Below are 18,263 nucleotides of genomic sequence, written 5' to 3'. Positions count from 1 at the left end.
ACGTGGCATAGCGCGGCCGCGTCGCGGGTCAGACCCGCGGTGCCGGTGGGCAAGTCCCAGAGTGACCGTCGGTAGCCGTATCGCCGCGCATGACGTCGAAGAAGGAAGGATCACCACGTTGGCTCTGCCCACGTTGACTCCCGAGCAGCGCGCCGAGGCGTTGGCGAAGGCCGCCGAGGCGCGCAAGGCGCGCTCCGAGTTGCTGGCCTCGATCAAGTCCGGCAAGCAGTCCATCGGTTCCGTGCTCGGGAAGGCCAAGGAAGACAAGACCATCGGTAAGACCAAGGTCGCCGCGCTCCTGAAGGCGGTTCCTGGTCTGGGTGCGGTGAAGGTCGCCGCACTGCTGGAGCAGGCCGGCATCGACCCGGACCGCCGTGCGGCGGGCCTGGGTGACCGGCAGCGCTCCGCACTGCTCGACGCACTCAAGTAACACGCGAAACCTGAACGGGCCCCGCCGTCGGCGGGGCCCGTTCGCGTCTCCACCGTCCCGCAAACGCGCGAGTCCCGCGCCCTGCACCCGCGAGTCCCGCGCCCTGCACCCGCGAGTCCCGCGCCCCGCACCGGTGAGTCCCGCGTTCCTGAGTGTCGAACGTGACACGGCGACCGGCCCATCCCGCAGGTAGCGTCACATCTGGTGGGGCGCGATCGACGCGGAGGTGTTCCGGGTGACGACAGCGCGAACCGCGCGTGCCTGCGAACTGCTCGACCACTACCGGCCAGGGGCGTTTCTGCTGGCCACCCCCGATCACACACTCCTCGCCACGGGCGAGGCGAGCGCGGCCGACGGCCCGCTGGTCGGCATGCTCCCGTTCGACATCGACCGGCCGGCGCACCTGCTGACACCCGCGCACACCACCTGGGCCGGCCCGGTGCACGACGAACTCGGCCCGCCCGACCCGCTCCCGCTGACTCGATGCCGGATGCGACCGGAGCCGGAGCCGGCGGTCTTCGAGGCCGGTGTCGCGGACGCCGTGCGCGCGCTCAACGGCGGTGACCTGCGCAAGGTGGTGCTCGCCCGAACGCTGCGCCTGGACCTGGACGAGCCGCTCGACGTGCCGACCGTGCTGCGCAACCTCGCCGCGGACAACCCGACCGGGTACACCTTCGCGGTGCCGCTGCCCGGCGGGCGCACCCTGATCGGCGCGACTCCGGAGATGCTGGTGACCAGGCGCGGCCGCACGGTCGTGTCCAACCCGCTGGCCGGCACCATGCCGCGGGACGCCGATCCGGAAGCCGACCAGGCCAACGCCGCCACGCTGCTCGCCTCCGGCAAGGACCGCCGCGAGCACGCCGTGGTGATCGACTACGTGGCCGACACCCTGCGCCCGTTCTGCCGGACGTTGACCGTGCCCGACGCGCCGTCGCTGATCGGCACGTCGGCGGTGTGGCAGCTGTCCACCAGGATCACCGGCGAGCTGGCCGACCCGGAGGTCACCGCGCTGGACCTGGCCCGCGCGCTGCACCCCACGCCGGCCATCTGCGGCACGCCGACCGCCGAGGCGCGCGCCGCGATCGACCGGATCGAGTCGTTCGACCGCGGCTTCTACGCCGGCGCGCTCGGCTGGTGCGACGCGGACGGCGACGGCGAGTGGTACATCGGGATCCGGTCGGCGGAGCTGTCGGCCGACGGGCTGCTGCTCTACGCCGGGGCGGGGATCATGCCGGACTCGCGGCCGGCCTCGGAGCTCGCGGAGACGAGCGCGAAGTTCCGCACGCTGCTGCGCGGCATGGGTTTGGGCGGCGCGCTCTGATCGCTCGACGTGCCGTGTGGGCCCGAACTGGCGATACTGGCAGGTATGGCGAGCTTTGACGCCAAGCAGGTGGGCGCGGTCCAGTGGGTCGGCGTCGGCTGCGGCCTGCTCGCGCTGGTGGCCAGCGTGCTGCCGTGGCACGGGATCACCGGCCCGCTCGCCGAGCTGGTGCGTGCGTTCGGCGTGAAGCCGTGGTCCAGCGGCTGGGGCGCCGGGTTCGTCGGCTGGTTCCCGATGCTGCTGTTGATCATCGCGGGCGCGCTGAACATCGCGCCGCAGTTCGGGCTGCGGCTGCCCGGCGTGTCGCTGTTGTGGCTCGGTATGGCCGTCGCCGCGCTGGTGCTCGTCGTGGTGCGCTGGGCGACGCTGCCGGAACCGGACGGCGGCGCGATCAGCAAGTACGGCCTCAAGCCAGAGGACGCGACGTCGAGCGCGAGCTTCGGGCTGTATCTCGGGCTGCTCGCCGCCGTGTTGTCCACGGTCGGGGCGGTGTTGGCCGTGCGCACAGCGGGGTCGACCGATCACCAGCGGTACGGTTCGACGACGCCGTTCGGTCGGTAGGCCAGCCCGTATTGCGCCATTCGGCCGGCATTCGGCCGCCACTCGGAGCTGTTACTCCGGGTAGTAACCCGAGAGTCACTCACGCTTTTGTCACGCGGGTTCCAATTCGTGGACCGGGAAGCTACTGTCTGGTAACACTTTTTCCGGGCGGGCCCGACGCCCGGTCGACACGGAGGACATCTTGCGGCGCACGGTCGGATTCATCCTGCTAGGACTGGGCGTGTTCGGGGTCGCGCTCGGTCTGCTGCTGTTGCTGTACGCCTACCCGGGGCTGGCCAAGATCCCGCTGGATCAGCAGTCGACGTCCAAGGCGGAGGCCAAGGGCGCGACCGCGTTGGCGGTTACCGACGGTAAAGCCGAGATCCTGCGCGGGGTCAACCTGACCGCGACGCGCAAGGTCGAGGGCAACCTCACGGTGGCCGACGCGAAGCCGGACGGCGACGTCGCGGTGTGGCAGGAGGGCGTGCGCGTCACGACGCCGGAGGGCAAGGTCGTCAGCGCGACCCTGCGCCAGGAGTGCCTTGACCGCCAGACCAACGAGGCGGCCTCGTCCTGCAGTGACCGGTGGATCGAGGCCGAGCAGGGCAAGCGGGAGAAGGGTTTCCGGCAGGACGGGCAGAACTTCAAGTTCCCGTTCTTCACCGAGCAGCGCTCCTACGGCATGTTCGACATGTCGCTGCGCCGGGCGGTCGAGGCGCGCTACGACGGCGAGGACACCGTGAAGGACCTCGACGTGTACCGGTTCGTCCAGGACGTGGCGCCGACCAAGATCGCCGACCAGAAGGTGCCCGGCGCGCTCGTCGGCCGTTCGGAGTCCACTGTGGACACCGAGCGGTACTACAGCGTGAAGCGCACGCTGTGGATCGAGCCGGTGAGCGGCATGATCGTCAAGGCCGAGGAGACCAACCGCCAGGAGTTGCGGCTGCCCGGCCAGTCGACCGGCACCGTGGTGTCGGACGCGAACTTCCTCTACACCGACGCGACGATCGACGACTTCGTGAAGCAGGCCTCGGAGAACAGGTCCAAGCTGCGGCTGGTCGCCTCGATCGGCCCGGCCGTGCTGATCTCGGTCGGCGGTGTGCTGATCCTGGTCGGGGCGGTGCTGGTGTTCCTGTACGGCCGGCGTGAGGGTGGCAACGGCCGGCACGCGCCGCCGGCGCCGTCGGAGTTGGTCGGCTCCCGATGACGGTTCAGTGATTCTTTCGCAGGACCACGAGCAGGTTCCACGACGCGAATTCACGCAGCAGCGGAACGTGCACGATCCACTGTGCCCACCAGGGGTGGTAACGCGGTAGAGCTTTGACGATCTGTGCTTCGTCACAACGTTTCGCCCATTTCAGCACCGCGCTGACTGTGAGCGGGAACAAACTGTGGCCGAAACGGTTCTTCGGCTCGTGCCCGACGCGTTTCACATAGCGTCGCCGGGCGAATTCGCCGCCAAGGAAGTGCCATGGCGCCGTTTCGTGGCCGCCCCATGGCGAATACCACGGTGTGAACGAGACGACGACCGTCCCGCCGGGTTTGGTCACCCGCGTCATCTCGTCCAGCATCGCGTGCGGATTGGCGACGTGCTCGAGCACGTTGGACGAGTAGCAGATGTCGACGGACCCCGTCTGAACTGGGAGTTCAGTGCCGCTGGCGCGGATCATGCCGGGCTGTGGCGCGCCCCGCGCGGACAGTTCGCCGACGTCCGGGTCGAGCCCGACGTAGTGTGCCCCCTTCGCCGTGAACGCGTCCGAGAAATAGCCGGGACCGCCGCCGACATCGAGTGCGGTCCGCCCGTCGAGCGGGGTGTACTCGGCTATTTGGCGTACCGAATCCTCGGCGAGCGTCTGATAAAAGTGATCGGGATCGGTCTGTTCGACGAGGAACGCGCGAAAAAGTCGGACGGACCGTCCGAGTGTCGCGTTGGATCGGGACGCGCTCGACGAAGCTGAATCGATTCTTGTGCGCGTTTCCGACATTTGGATGTCGCTTTCCTCGATCGGGTGAATTAGATTGACGCTACTACTCGGTAACCTACCATCGCGACCGTCTGGAGAGAGCGCATGGCAGTTCAGCGCCCTCGGGTGTTGCTCGTCAACTGGCGCGACACGCGCCACCCCGAGGGCGGGGGCTCGGAGCGCTACGTCGAGCGGATGGCGGAGGGGCTGGCGCGGCGTGGCTATCAGGTTGCGATCCAGTGTGCGGCACACGATCGCGCGCCGCGCCTGGAAACCGTCGACGGGGTGCGCTTTCGCCGCGCCGGCAACAAGTTCACCGTGTACCTGCACGCGCTGGTCGCGATCGCGTTCGCGCGCGCGGACCTCGTCGTCGACGTGCAGAACGGAATGCCGTTCTTCGCGAGGCTAGTGGCCCGCTGCCCGGTGCTGATCCTGGTGCACCACCTGCACGAGCAGCAGTGGTACAGCGCGTTCGGCCGACGGCTTGGCCGGCTGGGCTGGTGGATCGAGTCGACGCTCGCACCACGCCTGTTCCGTAACTGCCGTTACGTAACGGTGTCCGATGTGACCCGTCGCGAGCTGGCCGACCTCGGCGTGGAGTCCTCTCGGGTGAATGTGGTCTGCAACGGTGTCGAGCCGCCACCCCCGACCCAAGCCGCACCGGCCGCCGAGCCGACGCTGGTCCTGGTGAGCCGGCTGGTGCCGCACAAGCAGATCGAGCACGCGATCGATGCCGTGGTAGCGCTGGCGCCGCACTGGCCCGACCTGCGCCTGGAGGTGGTCGGCGAGGGTCCGTGGTACCCGGTGCTCGCCGAGTACGCCAGCCGGCGCGGCGTCGCCGATCGCGTGCGCCTGCACGGGTGGATGACCGAGCAGGCCAAGCACGAGACGCTCGCGCGCGCCTGGGTGCACCTGTGCCCGTCGGCCAAGGAAGGCTGGGGCATCGTGATCATGGAGGCGGCCGGGCACGGTGTCCCCTCGGTCGCCTACCGGTCGGCCGGCGGGGTCGCCGAGTCCATTGTGGACAATCGAACCGGCTTGCTGGCCAACGGTTTCCACGACTTCGTGGCGAAGATCGAGGTGTTGCTCGCGGACGCCGAGCGGCGCACGGCGATGGGCGAGGCGGGCCGGCGGCGGGCCGCCACGTTCGACTGGGAGACCAGCCTGGACGAGTTCGAGCACCTCGTGCGCGAGGTGGCCGGACTACCGAGCGGCGAGCTCGGTGTGCAGAGCGCGCACGACCTCGTCGAGCAGGGCGCGCGCTGAGGCGTCGTCGAAGTCGCGCCCGCGGGCCCGCACGGTGATCGTGGTGGTGTCGGCGACGGTCGCCGCGCCGAACGCCACGCCGGACCGGCCGCTGGCCTCCGGGTAGAACTCCAGCGACCGCACGGTGTCTCCGGCGGAGACCGGGCCCAGGTTGGACGCCAGGAAGGTCGAGCCCAGGCGCGGCGCGAGCAGTCGGATCAGCGCGCGTGCCGGTGCGCTGGACCGCGCGGGAAAGTCCGGTTCGGTGGGCTGGCTGGCCAGCATCTCCCGTATGCGCTGGGTAGTAGTCGTGTCCCCGGGCAGCCGAAGCCGCAGGAACGTGCTGCGGTGTTCGGGCAGGAGGTCATCCCCGGCTCGGCGGGACGCGCCGACCGCGGCCACCACGCGTGACTGTGCACCCCCACGCGCGCTGTTCCACGATCGGGTGGCGGCACTCGCCGCGGCGGTCAGCGCCGCCGAGCCGACCGGCGCGCGCGATCCGTTGTGCGCGGCGAACACGTCACCGGCGAGGGCGTGCCCGGAGGGCTGGATCCGCGCGGGTGGGGTGAAGATCGCCTCGGTCGCGCGTCGCGCGGCGGACAGCGGGAACGGCGCGGTGGTCGACCGGTCGGACACACCGGTCACGCCGGTGCGCACCTCGACGTCCAGCGCCCGCCCGAGCAGCGCCAGCAGACCCAGCCCGTCCAGCGCGCCGTGGTGCGCGGCGAGCAGCACCGCGGGCTCGTCGGCGCACACCGCGACCCGCACCAGCGGCTTGCCACCGGCATACGGCTCGCTCGCGAAATCGTTGCGCAGCTTGAGGAATTCGTCGTGCGACTGTGTCAAGTGGACGGTCGGCTCCGGGCCGAGGCCAGGGTGTTCGCGCGCCGCCGCGGCCAGCCGGCGTCGCACCGGCGTCGGGTCGACTGGTTCGGTCAGGCGTGCGACGAGCAGGATGCTCCACGAGACGGTCGGATCCCCGTACCAGCCGACGGTGGCGCTGGCGCGCCGGAACGCGTCGGCATCCCGCATAGGCTCAGCGCGCGTCGTAGGGCACCGGGACGGAGGCGTTCTCCACCTTGACGTCCTTGTCCGGGTCGGCCGCCGAGCTGAGTCCGTAGGCGACGCCGAACGCGGCGGCCATACCGATCAGCACCGACGCGATCAGGCTCACAACCTTGCCCACGGCCTACTCCTCACTGCGCACACCTCGCCTGGTCAGGTTGAATCTACCCGCTGGTAACACCCGCGACAACAGTCCGGCGGCGATCAGCGCCAGTGCGGCGAAGTCGGCGACCAGGACTGGTGCCTTCGGCGGTGTCCGTACCTCCACTGGCGCCACCGGATCCGGCACGCGGTACAGGGTCAACCACTGTCCGGAGTGGACCGCCGGCAGCCCGTCCACAATGGACTGGTCGAGCGGGCCGGGTGTGCCGTGCTCGACCAGTACCCAGCCGATTCCCGCCTGGCCCAAGGGTTTCCGCGACGCGATCGCGGCACGCACCTGCTCAGCACGCGGGTCCTCACCACGCACCACTCCGCCGCCGGCCGGCAGCAGGTCCTCGATCACGGTAGGGCGGTCGAACCAGCGCGGCGCCGGATCGAGCTGGGTACGCCGATCGTTCCAGTCGAACTTGCGGAACGTGGACAGCGGCAGTGCGAGCACGTCGCCGGGGCGATCGTCGGCGGCGACCACGGCGCGCACACGCTCCCAGTCGTCCGGGTAGTCGACCGCCTCGAGTCGGCCGGCGGCACCCCACGCCAGGTCGGGCAGCATCGCCACGGGCAACGCGGCCGCCGCGGCCAGCAGCACCACCCGCCGCTTGGCCACCGTCTCCACCGCGAGCGCGAACCCGATCGCCAGCGGAAGCGCCCACCACGCGACGAACTTCTGCGCGTCCCGCAGCAGCCCGCCGCCGGGGACGTTGGCCACCGTCCAGCGCATGACGTCCTCGCCGACCGGGAGCGCGCCGAGTGCCGCGACCAGGACGCCGAACGCGCCGAGCAGCAGCAGGCCGATCGCGGGTCGTGGTCCCCAGCGGCGGGCCAGCTCGCGCATGCCATACAGCGCGACGGCCACCATGGCGAGGATCAGCAGCGGCGCGATCGGGCTGGTGCGACTGGCCGGGACGGTGGCGGAGTTCCAGATCCCGCCGAGCCCGAGCAGGCTGGTCACCGGGCCGCCCCAGCTCTCCGCGCGCGAGGCGAACGCGGTGACACCAAAGGGATCCGAGCCGCCGCCGGCCGGGTTGAGCACGGACGGCACCCACCACGGCGCGTTGATCACGACCGCGATGCCGACGGTGATCCACGCGCGGCGGGCGCCGGCGGTGGTGATCGCGACGGCGGCCGCGATCAGCCCGCCGGGCGGGGTGAGCACTGCCGGGGCGAGCGCGAGGATCAGCCGGGCGGTGGCCTTCGGTTCGCGGCGTCGCATGGCCAGTCCGGCGGCGGCGATCCAGGGCAGGCAGGCGTAGCTGAGCAGCAGCGGCCAGTGCCCGATGACCAGGCGTTCGGCGACATATCCGCTCCAGCCGTATGCCGTCGCGGCGATCACCCGGGTCCACGTGGAGTCGGTCGGGACGAGCCGGCCGGCGCCCAGCGCGCCCGCGAACAGGGCGGCGGCGAGGATGATCTTCTGCACGAGGTCGCCCGGCAGCACGCCGGTGGCCAGGGCGATCACCGCGTCGGCCGGCACCGAGCGGGGGAGCGCCGAGCCGAGGCCGAGCGCGTCGGGCACCAGCGACATGCTCGGCGTGAACACCATGTCGTAGGTCAGCACGAAGCCCGGTACGAGCACGGGCGCCAGGACCGCGATGGCGATCAGCGCCGCCACGATCACCAGTGCCATGGTCAGACGCTAGCCGGTGTGCACTCGTGACGGCGCGAGTTCCGCGCTCAGGCACGGCGAGTCCCGCGCCCTGCACGTGCACAGCGCGGGACTCACCGGTGCACAGCGCGGGACTCGCGCGTTTGCAGCAGGGCGGCGGGCCGTTCAGCGCAATGTGGACTCGTTGAGGCGCAACGGGTCTACAGTCACTCGAGAAGTTACCCGCCAGTACGAGGTCTGCCTGTGACACGCGCCGCTCAGGACACGGTTCCTGGTGAGCGCGCGCCCAACAAGCTCGGCCTGGAGGCGGTCGCCGTCTCCGTGGCGCTCGCCGCGAGCAACGCAGCCGCGTACGTGCTGACCGTGATCGCCGCTCGGGTGCTCGCGCCGAGCGTGTTCGGCGAGTTCAGCTCCCTGTTCGCGCTGCTCGTGGTGGGCGCCGTACCCGCGATGGGCCTGCAGACCGTGGTCGCCCTCCGGGTGGCACGCGGGCGTCGTGAAGGTGGCGAGGCGTTCACTCTCGGGCTGATCGCCACCGCCGGGGTGACCGCGTTCGGGTTCGCCATGGTGCCGGTCCTCGTGGCGCTGTTGCACCTGGACGGACCGGCCGCGGCACTCGTCGTCGCCGGATCGCTCGCCCCGCTCACCCTGCTCGGCGTCTGGCACGGCGTGCTGCAGGGCACCCGCCGGTTCGGCACGCTGGCCGGACTGGTCGCCCTCGAAGGCGCCGGCAAGATCGGCGGCGCGCTCACGGGCCTGTTCACCACTCGCACTCCGACCGGCGCGCTGATCGGTACCGCGGCCGGCATGCTGCTCGCCGCCGTGGTCGGCTGGGTCCTCTGTGGACGGTCGCGCCCGGTGCGCGGCGGCTGGCGCGGGCTCGGCGAGGTCGCGCACGCCGGCCAGGCGATGCTGGCGCTGGTGCTGCTGGTGAACCTGGACCTGGTGCTCGCCCGGCACGCGCTGCCGGCGCACGAGGCCGGCGAGTACGCGGTCGGCGCGGTGGTCACCAAGATCGCGTACTGGCTGCCGCAGGCGGTCGGCGTGCTCGTGCTGCCGAGGCTCGCCGACGCCGAGAACCGCCGCAGGACCGTGGCGATCGCGCTGGCCGTGTGCGCGGCGCTGGACGCCGTGGTGATCGCGGTGGCCGCGCTGTTCGGCGACACCGTGGTGAGCCTGATCGGCGGTGCGGGCTATGCCGGCGCCGACCTGCCGGTGGCGATCTTCGCGCTGGTCGGATCGCTGCTCGCGGCCGCGCAGATCCTGCTGTTCTCCCGGATCGCCAGCGCGGACCGCCGGTCGACGCTGCTGTTGTGGCTGGCCGTGGCCCTGGAGATCGTCCTGGTGCTGGCGTGGTGGCGCTCATCGATCACCGAGGTGGTGGCCGCCGCGGCCGTGGCGACCGCCGTGCTCGCGGTGGTCGGATCATCGGTCGAGTATCGCCATGTAAACGACCGGTCACGCGACGTATAGACATTGGGGTCTTTGTGCCCTATCCTGAGAACTACGCCCCCGGTGCTTCCCCCACACCGGGGGCCTCTTCTTTGTCTTCTTCTTTATCGGCATCCCAACGCCGGCGCGCGTCGCCGTCCGTCCCGAACCAGTCGATGCTCGCCGCCGCGATCGCGGCCGCCGAGACCAGCAGCGCGCCCTGCGCCCACGGCCCGTACGCGCCCGACTGCCCCTCACCGGCCAGCCGGCCCGCGACGGCGAACCCGGTGGCGACGAGCATCCCGCCGAGGGCGAGCACCTTGGTCGCCAGCGTCGACAGTTGCCGTAGCAGCAGGCAGGCCAGCACGGCCACCAGCGTCACCATCCCGCCGAGCGCGACCAGCAGCGCGATCAGGGCCACGCCGACCCATCGGCCGCCCGCCAGTCCCTCGTACGGCCGGCGCCGGCGGACCGGGATCGCCGTCAGGACAAGGAGTGCCAGGATCGCGCCGGCACCGATCAGCAGCCCGGTGCGGTACCGGCCGTCCGGTGCGAACTCCAGTGTGACCGTGCCGCCCGCACCCTCCGGAACCAGCCACGCCTGCTGCCAACCGTCCACTCTGGACGGTTCGAGCACCCGCCCGTCGAGCGTGGCGCGCCAGCCGCCGTTGGCGTTCTCCGGCACGGTCAGCACGGCGGCCGGGCCGGCACCGATCGCGACCTCGCGGTGCGTCGCGTCCCAGGTACGCACGGTCGTGTCGCGATGTGTCACCGGCCGAGGAGCGCGGCCGGCCGGGGTGAGCCACAGATCGTGCACGGAGAACGAGAACGCCGACTCGGTGCGCACCTCGTGGTCGCCGGGCGGCAGCCGCACGCCGTCGGACAGCTCGTCGCAGGTGGACAGTCGCACCGGCCGGTGGCCCATGACGTCGGCGAGCGTGCCGGACAGCGCCGTCGGGTAGCGCACGCCGTCGAGATGGATCACCGGCCCGCCCCCACACGGCACGGTGAACGGCGTGTCCGGCCCGAGCGGCCGCAGTAGATCGTCCAATGTGGACACTCGAAGCTCGCCGATGCCGGCTGGGGTGATCGGCTGGCGGCCGGTGCGCGGCGCGGCGTGCACCACGATCTCCAGCCGGTCGGTGCGCAGCGGCTCGAACCGGGCACTGCCGTCACGTTCGAGTGTCACCCGTCGGGTTCCGTTCGGGCTGATCAACGTGACGCCGATCGGCTCGGACGCGTTCGACGACGGCGCGTTGGCGATCTTCAGGTCGGAGATCTCGCGCTCGCCGGTCCACAACAGGTGCAGCGCCGGCCGGGGATCGTTCACGTCGGCGATCCATGTGGTGGCCGGGTCGCCGTCGACGGCGGCGAGCGGCCCGGCGGTCTGATCACCGGCCAGCTGCGAGGACGCCGAGCTGATCAATCCGTTGTGCCCCACCGGGTTCAGCCCGCCGATGGTGGGCACGGCGGTGGCCTCCAGCCGGTAGGTCGCCTCGCGGGTGGTGTGGAAAAGGCGGTGTACGCCGAACGGTTCCTCACCTTGCCGGGCCAGCGTCGCGTCGCACCTCGGGGTGCCGTCCAGGTAGCACGCCGGGCGGGGGTTCTCGCCTCGCGTGAACGAGAAGGACACCGGCGGTCCAGAAGTTGGCCCAGCGGCCGGCACGTCGTCGGGCACCTGCAGCGCGCGCAACGGCGTGGTGCCGGGCACGAACAGCTCGGAGATCCCGGCGTTGCCGTCCTGCCGGCCGGCGGCGACGTCCAGCACGGTGACCCGGACGCGGCCGGTGAGCCCCGGCGCGACGGTGTAGTTGGTGGCCACGCCCGGTTGGCTGACGGCGTGTTCGCGGGAACCGTTGTCGGTGTCGATCCGGATGCGGGTCACCGGCCAGCCGACGCGCAGGTCGTCCACCAGGGTCAGGTTGACCACGTCCACCAGCCGGGGAGTGTCCAGCGTCATCTCCAGCCACTGTCCACTTGGGCCGGTGAAGCTGGACGAATGCCAAGCGGTGGAAGGGTTTCTGTCCACGGCGGCGAAGGGCAGGCGGGACGGGTCGGCGCCGCCGGTGGCGTCGGCGAAGCTCGCCGAACTGGACGCGGTGACCGCGCGCACGCCCCGGTAGGCCGCGACGGTCTGGTGTTCGGCACCGGGGAACGGCAGCACGTCCAACTGCGGGCGCTCCTGGCGCGGCGCCTCGGTGGCGGTGAGCGTCTGGCTCAGCCCGTCGCGCACCCGGCCGACGTTGCGCTCGCGGCGGCGCAGTCCGTCGGTGACGAAGTGCTCGCCGCCCATGGCGGTCTCCGCGTCGCCGGTGAGCACGGTCGGCCGGTCCCGTTCGAGCAGCCCGGAATCCAGCAGCGGCAACAGGTTCTCCGGTCCGCCGCTGACCGTGGCCACGTCCGAGGTGGCGGTGGTGGTGGCGCGCGGCAGGTCCCGCTGGATCTCGTAGACCTCGATCGCCGGCGCCGGTCCGGCCGATCTGTCCACAGTGGACACGAGCGGCTGATCGGCCGGGGTGGTCTGCGGTCCGAAGCCGGCCGCGAGTCGGATGCCCGGCGTGCTGGCCAGCCCGGCCCGCAGCACGGTGGCCGGTGGCGAGATCGTGGACCGGCGGTCGATGTCGTTGCGCAGCAACAGGAATCGGTACCCTGAGCGGGCCAGCAGGTCGGCCAGCCCCGGCGAGCCGCGGCCGTCGGCGAGCGCCCCGTCGACGGCGTCCATCAGCCGGGTGTTGCCCTCCGAGCCGAGCGGGATCTGGTTGCGCACCGCCCACGGCGCGCGGGCGAGCGGCTGTGCGGGCTCGTCGATCGTGCGGCCCCAGGTGTACTCGCCGAACCCGGTGGACGGCAGCAGCAGCGTGCGCGCGTCCCGGTCGGTGTCGGCCAGCCAGGTCATCGCCGAGCGCCAGTGGTCGGGCACGTCGTCCCAGCCCGGGCCGGGTCGCAGGGTGCCGAGCCACGCGGGTGCGGCCATGGCGAGCACGAGTACGGCGCCGATCGCCGTGGTGGCGTACCTCGTCACCCTTGTGTTGGAATTCCGCCACCACGCAAGGGTTCCGGAGATCCCGTGCACAAACGCCAACATCAACGGCAGCCGCAGAACCGGCTCGAACTTGTGCACGTTGCGCAGCGGCGCCAGCGGACCGTCCAACAGCTGGCGCACTGACTCGGCGAACGGCGAGTCCATCTCCCCGACGTAGCCGATCGTCAGCAGGGTGAGCCCGGTCAGCACGCCGAGGACGAGGAACCGGCGCTCGGGAAGGCGCGCCCTCGCGAGGCCCGCTAGCCCGATCGCGGCCACCAAACCGGTGACCAGCATCAGCAGCGGGTTGTCGATCAGCAGCCATCCCGACGGCCACCACGGCGTACCCGACACCACGTAGGCGACCCACTGGTTGGTCCCGCGCAGCACCTCGAACAGCGACATCGGCGCGGTGGTGTTGCTGGCCGACTCGATGTAGTTCAGAAACGGCAGGCTGTACTCGCCGAGCAGCAGCAGCGGCAGGATCCACCACAGGCACGCGGCGGTGACCAGGGTGACCCACCACAGCACGAGCTTCACGTGTTCGCGGGACCACCGTCGGGTGAGCAGCCACAGTCCGGGCAGCACCAGCGCCATGACCACCATCGCGCCGTTGACCCCGCCCATGCACAGCACGGCCAGCGCGGACAGGCCGGCCGCGCGGCGCGGCGAGCCGATCACGCCCGCGCGCACCAGCGGCAGCATCACCCACGGCAGCGCCACCGCGGGGAGCATCTCCGAGGACAGCGGCCCGATCTCGGTGAGCATGCGCGGCGCCAGCGCGTAGCCGAGCGCGCCGACATAGCGCGCCGGTTCCGAGCCGATGCCCATCGCGCGGGCCAGCCGGAGCATGCCGTAGAACGCCAGGCACAGCAGCAGCGCGCACCACAGCCGCTGCGCGAGCCAGATCGGCACGCCGACGCCCTGGAACAGCGCGAAGAACGGGCCGATCGGGAACAGGTAGCCGTACGCCTGGTTCTGCAGCTCACCGGCCGTGGCGGTCGGATTCCATAGGTGCAGCGCGCGGCCGAGGAACGCCAGCGGGTCGACCGCGAGGTCGAGCTTGGTGTCGAAGGTGATCTTGCCGGGGCGCTGCGCGAGCGACACCACGATGAGCGCCAGCATGATCCACGCGGTGGCGTCGCGGTGCAGGCCTGCCAGCCGCCGCCACGTGGTTACCACCCGGTAGATCCTAGACGTACGGCGATCTAAGCTTCTTGAACAACGGATGCGGCGAGGCGGTGGGTATGAACAGCGAACCCGGTGTGGACACCGCCGACTTCGCGAAGGCGTGGAGCTACGCCGACTGCGTGCCGGGGTGGCTCACCCGTGACCAGGCGGTCGCGCTGTGGGACGCGGTGCGCCGGCTCGGCAAGGGCGCGCGGGTCGTGGAGATCGGCAGTCATCAAGGGCGCTCGACGATCGTGCTCGGGTTCGCGGCCCGGTCGGTCGGCGTCACGGTGACCGCGATCGACCCGTTCGTGGACGGCAAGCTCTTCGGTGGATCCGTTACGCGCCAACGGTTCGAGCGCAACATCGCGACCGCGCGGCTGGACGACGTCGTGGAGTTGGTGGTCGGCTACTCGACCAAGCTGCGGCCGGAGTGGGGCGACTCGATCGACCTGCTCTACATCGACGGCAAGCACGACTACTGGACCTACACCGACGATCTGAAATGGTCTGCGCACCTGCCGAGCGGTGGCGAGATCTTGGTGCACGACTGTTTCTCGTCGGTCGGTGTCACCAGCGGCACCTTGATCAAGGTATTCACCGGATCGAAGTACACCTATCTGGACCGTGCCGGGTCACTCGCCCGGTTCGCGCTGCGCCGACCCGGCCGCCGCGACCGGTTGCGGCTGCTCGCCCAGATGCCCTGGTTCCTGCGCAACGTGTGGCTGAAGGTGTTGCTCCGCCTGCGGCTGCGCCCGGTGGCGCGCTTGTTCGGACACGACAGCCCGTACGACCCGTACTGAGCACAGCAGCACCACCGCGGTGACCACCCAGGTCGGCAGGCTCAGCGGCCCGGCCAGCAGCGGATCGACCGGCCGATCGGACAGCTCAGTCGTCAGCGGGAGCGCGAACTCGTTGAGCGACAGGTGCGCCGCGACGGCGGCCCACACCGAGCCGGTGGCCAGCCGCACGCCGGCGATCACCGTCCCGATCAGCACGGCCGACACGACCGCCGCCGGGATCGCCACCCACACCGGCCGGCCCGGATAGCTGCCGCCGAGCGCGGTCATCGGCGCGTGCCACAGCCCCCAGATCACTCCGCCCAGCAGCAGCCCGCGCACGGTGCCGAACCGGAGCAGTCGCGGCAGCAGGTAGCCCTGCCAGCCGAGTTCCTCGCCGAAGTACAGCGGGATCGACACCGCGGCACTGATCAACAGCGGGGTGATCTCGGGTGCGCCGCCCGGGGAGTACCAGCCGGCGGCCGTGGACAGCGCGAGCCCGCCGGCTGTGAGGGTGAGCGGGACTGCGACGGCGACCATCGTGAAGGTGACCTCGCGCCGCCACGGCAGCGCGCGGCTCAGCCCGAGGACCCGCGCCGTGCCGCGCACTCCCTGGTGACGCACGGTGAGCGCGATCGCGGCCAGCGCCGGCACCAGCATCATCGCCATCAGGCACACCGCGGCCAGCGGCGACGCACCCTGATCCGTGCTGGTGCGGCGAAAACCGTTGAGCCACAAGGGAAGCACGGCCAGCCACGCGCCGGTGAAGCTGATCGCGAGGAAGGCGAGAACCTCGTTACGTCTCATGCCGGTGACGCTACGAAGCCGCTCACGTGTCGGCGATGGCGTGCACTGCCTGAAGAATGGTGTAGTCCACTCCACCGCGCGCCGTGCCGCGGTCGGGCAGGCTCGTCGCCGTGGAGGATCAGACCATGTCGAAGTATTGGGGACGGGCCGCGCATGCCGGCGGGTACTGCGCGCGGACGTTCGTCCGAGGGCTCGCCGCGATGGTGGCGCTGCCCGTGCTGCTGTACTCCGCCGTGTTGTGCCTGCTCGGGATCGGGCTGTTGGTACTGCCCGCCGAGTTGAGGGTGCTGCGCCGGTTCGCCGACTCCGAACGCGCGCGGGTCGGCCGCTGGGTGGAGGCGACGGCACCCGTGGGTCCGCACGCCGGCCGGCCGTTGTTCGCGATGCTGGCCGAGCTGGCGACCATCCGTGACCTGCGGTGGGTGCCGGGCATGATGGTCGCCGGCACCGTGCTCGGACTGTTCGGGGCGCTAATGGTTCTGCTGCCGCTGGTCGCGCTCGGCGTGATCGGGCTGTGGTGGCTGTTCCCGGCCGACGACCCGATCCGGGTGCTGGCCAGCGTCCCGATCGACAGTTGGCCCACGGCCTTCGCGGTGGGTATCCCGCAGTTGCTGCTCACCGTCCTGCTGGCGCTGTTCGTCCCGCCCGCGGTGGCCAAGGCCGCCGCCGCGGTGAGCCGATGGCTGCTCGCGCCGTCGGTCACCGCAGAGCTCGCCGAGCGTGTGTCCACATTGGACAAGACGCGGGCCGGCGCGATCGCCGCGCACGGCAGCGAACTGCGCCGGATCGAGCGCGATCTGCACGACGGCACGCAGGCGCGCCTGGTGTCGATCGCCATGCAACTCGGGCTCGCCGAACGCAAGCTGGCCAACGATCCGCAGGCGGTCGGCCCACTGCTGGCCAAGGCGCGGGCCGGTGCCGAGGACGCCATGGTCGAGCTGCGCGACGTGCTGCGTTCGGTGTACCCGCCGGTGCTCGCCGACCGCGGTCTGGAGGGCGCGTTGACCTCAGTGGTGGCCCGCTGCCCTGTACCGTCCACTGTGGACTGTGGCGAACTTGGCGAGGTGCCGCCGCAGGTGGAGGCGGCGGTGTACTTCACGGTGACCGAGGCGTTGACCAACGTGGCCAAGCACAGCGGGGCCGGCTCGGCGGTGGTGCGCCTGGAGCGGATCGGCACCGTGCTGCGCGCCGAGGTCTCCGACGACGGGCACGGCGGCGCGGCTGAGGGCGGTGGCGACAACGGGGGCACTGGTTTGCGCGGTGTGCGGCAGCGTGTCGAATCGGTTGACGGCACACTGCGCGTGGACAGCCCGCACGGCGGGCCGACCATGATCACCGTGGAGTGCCCGTGCGGATCGTGATCGCCGAGGACAACGTGCTGCTGGCCGAGGGGCTGACCTCGCTGCTGGACGGGTCCGGCCACGAGGTGGTGGCGTGCACCGCAGACGGCGATTCCTTCGTCGCCGCCGCGGTCGAGCACCGGCCCGATGTGTCCATTGTGGACGTTCGGTTGCCGCCGTCGTTCCGGGACGAGGGGATCAGGGCGGCGCTGCGTGCGCGTGAGTTGGTCGCCGAACTGCCGGTTTTGGTGCTGTCCCAATACGTCGAGGACACCTACGCCGGTGAGCTGCTCGCCGGCGGCAGCGCGGTGGGGTACCTGCTCAAGGACCGGGTCGCGCGGGTGGACGACTTCCTCGACGCGCTGGACCGGGTGGCGGCCGGCGGCACGGTGCTGGACCCGGAGGTGGTCAAGCAGTTGCTCGCGCGGCGTGGCAATCCGCTGGCCCGGCTGACCGGGCGGGAGCGGGAAGTGCTCGCGCTGATGGCGCAGGGCTACGGCAACACCGAGATCGCGCGGCGGCTGGTGGTGACCGAGCGGGCGGTGCACAAGCACATCGGCAATATTTTCGCGAAGCTGGACCTGCCGCCGGAGGACACCGGGCACCGTCGGGTGCTCGCCGTCCTGGCGTACTTGGAAGGGGCCTAGCTCTACTTGGGTAGGGGTGTCGCGCCTACTGTTCCGGGGCTTCGAGTGCGCCAAGGTGGGGGAGTCATGAACGAGGTAGAGACGAGCGCCTGGTGGACGATCCTCGGCGACGGGGTTCGGTACTGCCTGGCCCAGGTGGCGCGCGGGCTGGCGGCGATCCTGCTGGTGCCGGTGCTTGCGGCGACGGCGGGGCTGAGCATCGTCGGGCTGGGGATGATCTTCGTGCCGGCCGAACTGCGACTGGTGCGGTGGCTGGCCGACGGTGAGCGGCGCGCCGGCGCGCGCTGGGTCGGCAACCTGGAGCTGGCGGGTTCGCATGCCGGAAAGCCTTGGCAGGACATGCTTTCCTCGCGCCACACCGGCTACGACCTGCGGTGGGTGGTGATCGCGATGGTGGTCTGCCCGACGCTCGGGTTCCTCGGGCTGGGGCTGCTGCTGTGGCCGCTGGTCAACGTGCTGCTGATGGCGCTGTGGTGGCTGGTCGACCCGGACGATCCGATCCGGCTGCTGGGTCTTTTTCAGTTGGACAGCTGGGGATCGGCGGTCGGCTACGGTCTCCCGGTGCTCGCGGTGGCCTTCGTCCTCGCCGCGCTCGGCCCGCCCGCGGTGGCCAAGTGCGCCGCCAGGATCAACCAGCGCCTGCTCGCCGGCTCACGTCCCACCCCCTGATCGTCCACAGTGGACTCACGCGCGGAGTTATCCACAACGTCGGGGTTATCCACAGCTTGATCCACAAC

The 18,263-nt window shown here is 71.1% G+C and carries 15 protein-coding genes and 1 pseudogene; 10 read left to right on the top strand and 6 right to left on the bottom strand.

Annotated elements, in window-relative coordinates; genetic code table 11:
• Positions 1-118: 118 nt before the first annotated feature.
• From mihF to pgfA, 4 genes are all read left to right on the top strand, one after another.
• Positions 119-430: an integration host factor, actinobacterial type gene (gene mihF, locus EV193_RS03270; RefSeq protein WP_207222467.1), complete on the top strand. Its 312-nt coding sequence runs from the start codon at positions 119-121 to the stop codon at positions 428-430.
• 235 nt (positions 431-665) lie between these two features.
• Entirely contained in the window at positions 666-1,751 is a 1,086-nt protein-coding gene (locus EV193_RS03265) for an isochorismate synthase (RefSeq protein ID WP_130342417.1), read from the top strand.
• Positions 1,752-1,796: 45 nt separating this feature from the next.
• Positions 1,797-2,312: a hypothetical protein gene (locus EV193_RS03260; RefSeq protein ID WP_130342416.1), complete on the top strand. Its 516-nt coding sequence runs from the start codon at positions 1,797-1,799 to the stop codon at positions 2,310-2,312.
• Positions 2,313-2,493: 181 nt separating this feature from the next.
• Entirely contained in the window at positions 2,494-3,498 is a 1,005-nt protein-coding gene (gene pgfA, locus EV193_RS03255) for a cell envelope lipid trafficking protein PgfA (RefSeq protein ID WP_165401195.1), read from the top strand.
• A gap of 4 nt (positions 3,499-3,502) precedes the next feature.
• Here pgfA and EV193_RS03250 read toward each other — a convergent pair whose 3' ends face one another.
• Positions 3,503-4,276, bottom strand: coding sequence for a class I SAM-dependent methyltransferase (locus EV193_RS03250; protein WP_130342414.1), 774 nt, complete (start codon positions 4,274-4,276; stop codon positions 3,503-3,505).
• Between the two features lie 84 nt (positions 4,277-4,360).
• Between EV193_RS03250 and EV193_RS03245 the strand changes: the two genes are divergently transcribed.
• Positions 4,361-5,521 carry a glycosyltransferase family 4 protein gene (locus tag EV193_RS03245; protein ID WP_242613105.1) on the top strand — a complete coding sequence of 387 codons (1,161 nt, stop codon included), beginning with the start codon at positions 4,361-4,363 and terminating at the stop codon, positions 5,519-5,521.
• On the opposite strand, the gene EV193_RS03240 is transcribed toward EV193_RS03245, so the two are convergent.
• From EV193_RS03240 to EV193_RS03235, 3 genes are read right to left on the bottom strand one after another with little or no spacing between them, the layout of a single operon-like run.
• Positions 5,459-6,532 carry a hypothetical protein gene (locus EV193_RS03240; RefSeq protein WP_130342413.1) on the bottom strand — a complete coding sequence of 358 codons (1,074 nt, stop codon included), beginning with the start codon at positions 6,530-6,532 and terminating at the stop codon, positions 5,459-5,461. The genes EV193_RS03245 and EV193_RS03240 overlap by 63 nt on opposite strands.
• A 4-nt stretch (positions 6,533-6,536) precedes the next feature.
• Positions 6,537-6,686, bottom strand: a complete 150-nt coding sequence (locus EV193_RS33065) for a hypothetical protein (protein WP_165401194.1) — start codon at positions 6,684-6,686, stop codon at positions 6,537-6,539.
• A gap of 3 nt (positions 6,687-6,689) precedes the next feature.
• Complete coding sequence (locus EV193_RS03235) at positions 6,690-8,351, bottom strand: MmpA family trehalose lipid delivery protein (RefSeq protein ID WP_130342412.1); 1,662 nt, start codon at positions 8,349-8,351, stop codon at positions 6,690-6,692.
• 222 nt (positions 8,352-8,573) lie between these two features.
• On the opposite strand from EV193_RS03235, the gene EV193_RS03230 reads away from it, so the two are divergent.
• On the top strand, positions 8,574-9,803 hold the full coding sequence (locus EV193_RS03230) for a lipopolysaccharide biosynthesis protein (RefSeq protein WP_130342411.1): 1,230 nt from the start codon (positions 8,574-8,576) through the stop codon (positions 9,801-9,803).
• Positions 9,804-9,834: 31 nt separating this feature from the next.
• Here the strand turns inward: EV193_RS03230 and EV193_RS03225 are convergent, their stop codons facing one another.
• A complete protein-coding gene (locus EV193_RS03225) occupies positions 9,835-13,965 on the bottom strand; it encodes an alpha-(1->3)-arabinofuranosyltransferase (RefSeq protein WP_242613104.1) in 4,131 nt (1,376 codons plus the stop codon).
• 65 nt (positions 13,966-14,030) lie between these two features.
• On the opposite strand from EV193_RS03225, the gene EV193_RS03220 reads away from it, so the two are divergent.
• Positions 14,031-14,756: a class I SAM-dependent methyltransferase gene (locus EV193_RS03220; protein ID WP_130342410.1), complete on the top strand. Its 726-nt coding sequence runs from the start codon at positions 14,031-14,033 to the stop codon at positions 14,754-14,756.
• Between the two features lie 123 nt (positions 14,757-14,879).
• On the opposite strand, the pseudogene EV193_RS33940 reads toward EV193_RS03220, so the two are convergent.
• Positions 14,880-15,272 (bottom strand): annotated as a pseudogene (locus EV193_RS33940) (CPBP family intramembrane glutamic endopeptidase); the annotation flags it as partial.
• Positions 15,273-15,664: 392 nt separating this feature from the next.
• Between EV193_RS33940 and EV193_RS03210 the strand changes: the two are divergent.
• The 3 genes from EV193_RS03210 to EV193_RS03200 all read left to right on the top strand — a co-directional run bounded on the left by EV193_RS03210 (position 15,665) and on the right by EV193_RS03200 (position 18,195).
• Positions 15,665-16,900: a sensor histidine kinase gene (locus EV193_RS03210; protein ID WP_130342408.1), complete on the top strand. Its 1,236-nt coding sequence runs from the start codon at positions 15,665-15,667 to the stop codon at positions 16,898-16,900.
• Positions 16,888-17,526: a LuxR C-terminal-related transcriptional regulator gene (locus tag EV193_RS03205; protein WP_130342407.1), complete on the top strand. Its 639-nt coding sequence runs from the start codon at positions 16,888-16,890 to the stop codon at positions 17,524-17,526. The genes EV193_RS03210 and EV193_RS03205 overlap by 13 nt, the downstream gene beginning before the upstream one ends.
• Before the next feature lie 66 nt (positions 17,527-17,592).
• Positions 17,593-18,195: a sensor domain-containing protein gene (locus EV193_RS03200; protein ID WP_130342406.1), complete on the top strand. Its 603-nt coding sequence runs from the start codon at positions 17,593-17,595 to the stop codon at positions 18,193-18,195.
• The last annotated feature ends 68 nt before the right edge of the window (positions 18,196-18,263 follow it).

The organism is Herbihabitans rhizosphaerae, from assembly GCF_004216555.1.
GTDB classification, from domain to species: Bacteria; Actinomycetota; Actinomycetes; order Mycobacteriales; family Pseudonocardiaceae; genus Herbihabitans; species Herbihabitans rhizosphaerae.
Note: the sequence above shows the minus strand (reverse complement) of the source record. Positions and strands in the feature narration are given on the sequence as shown.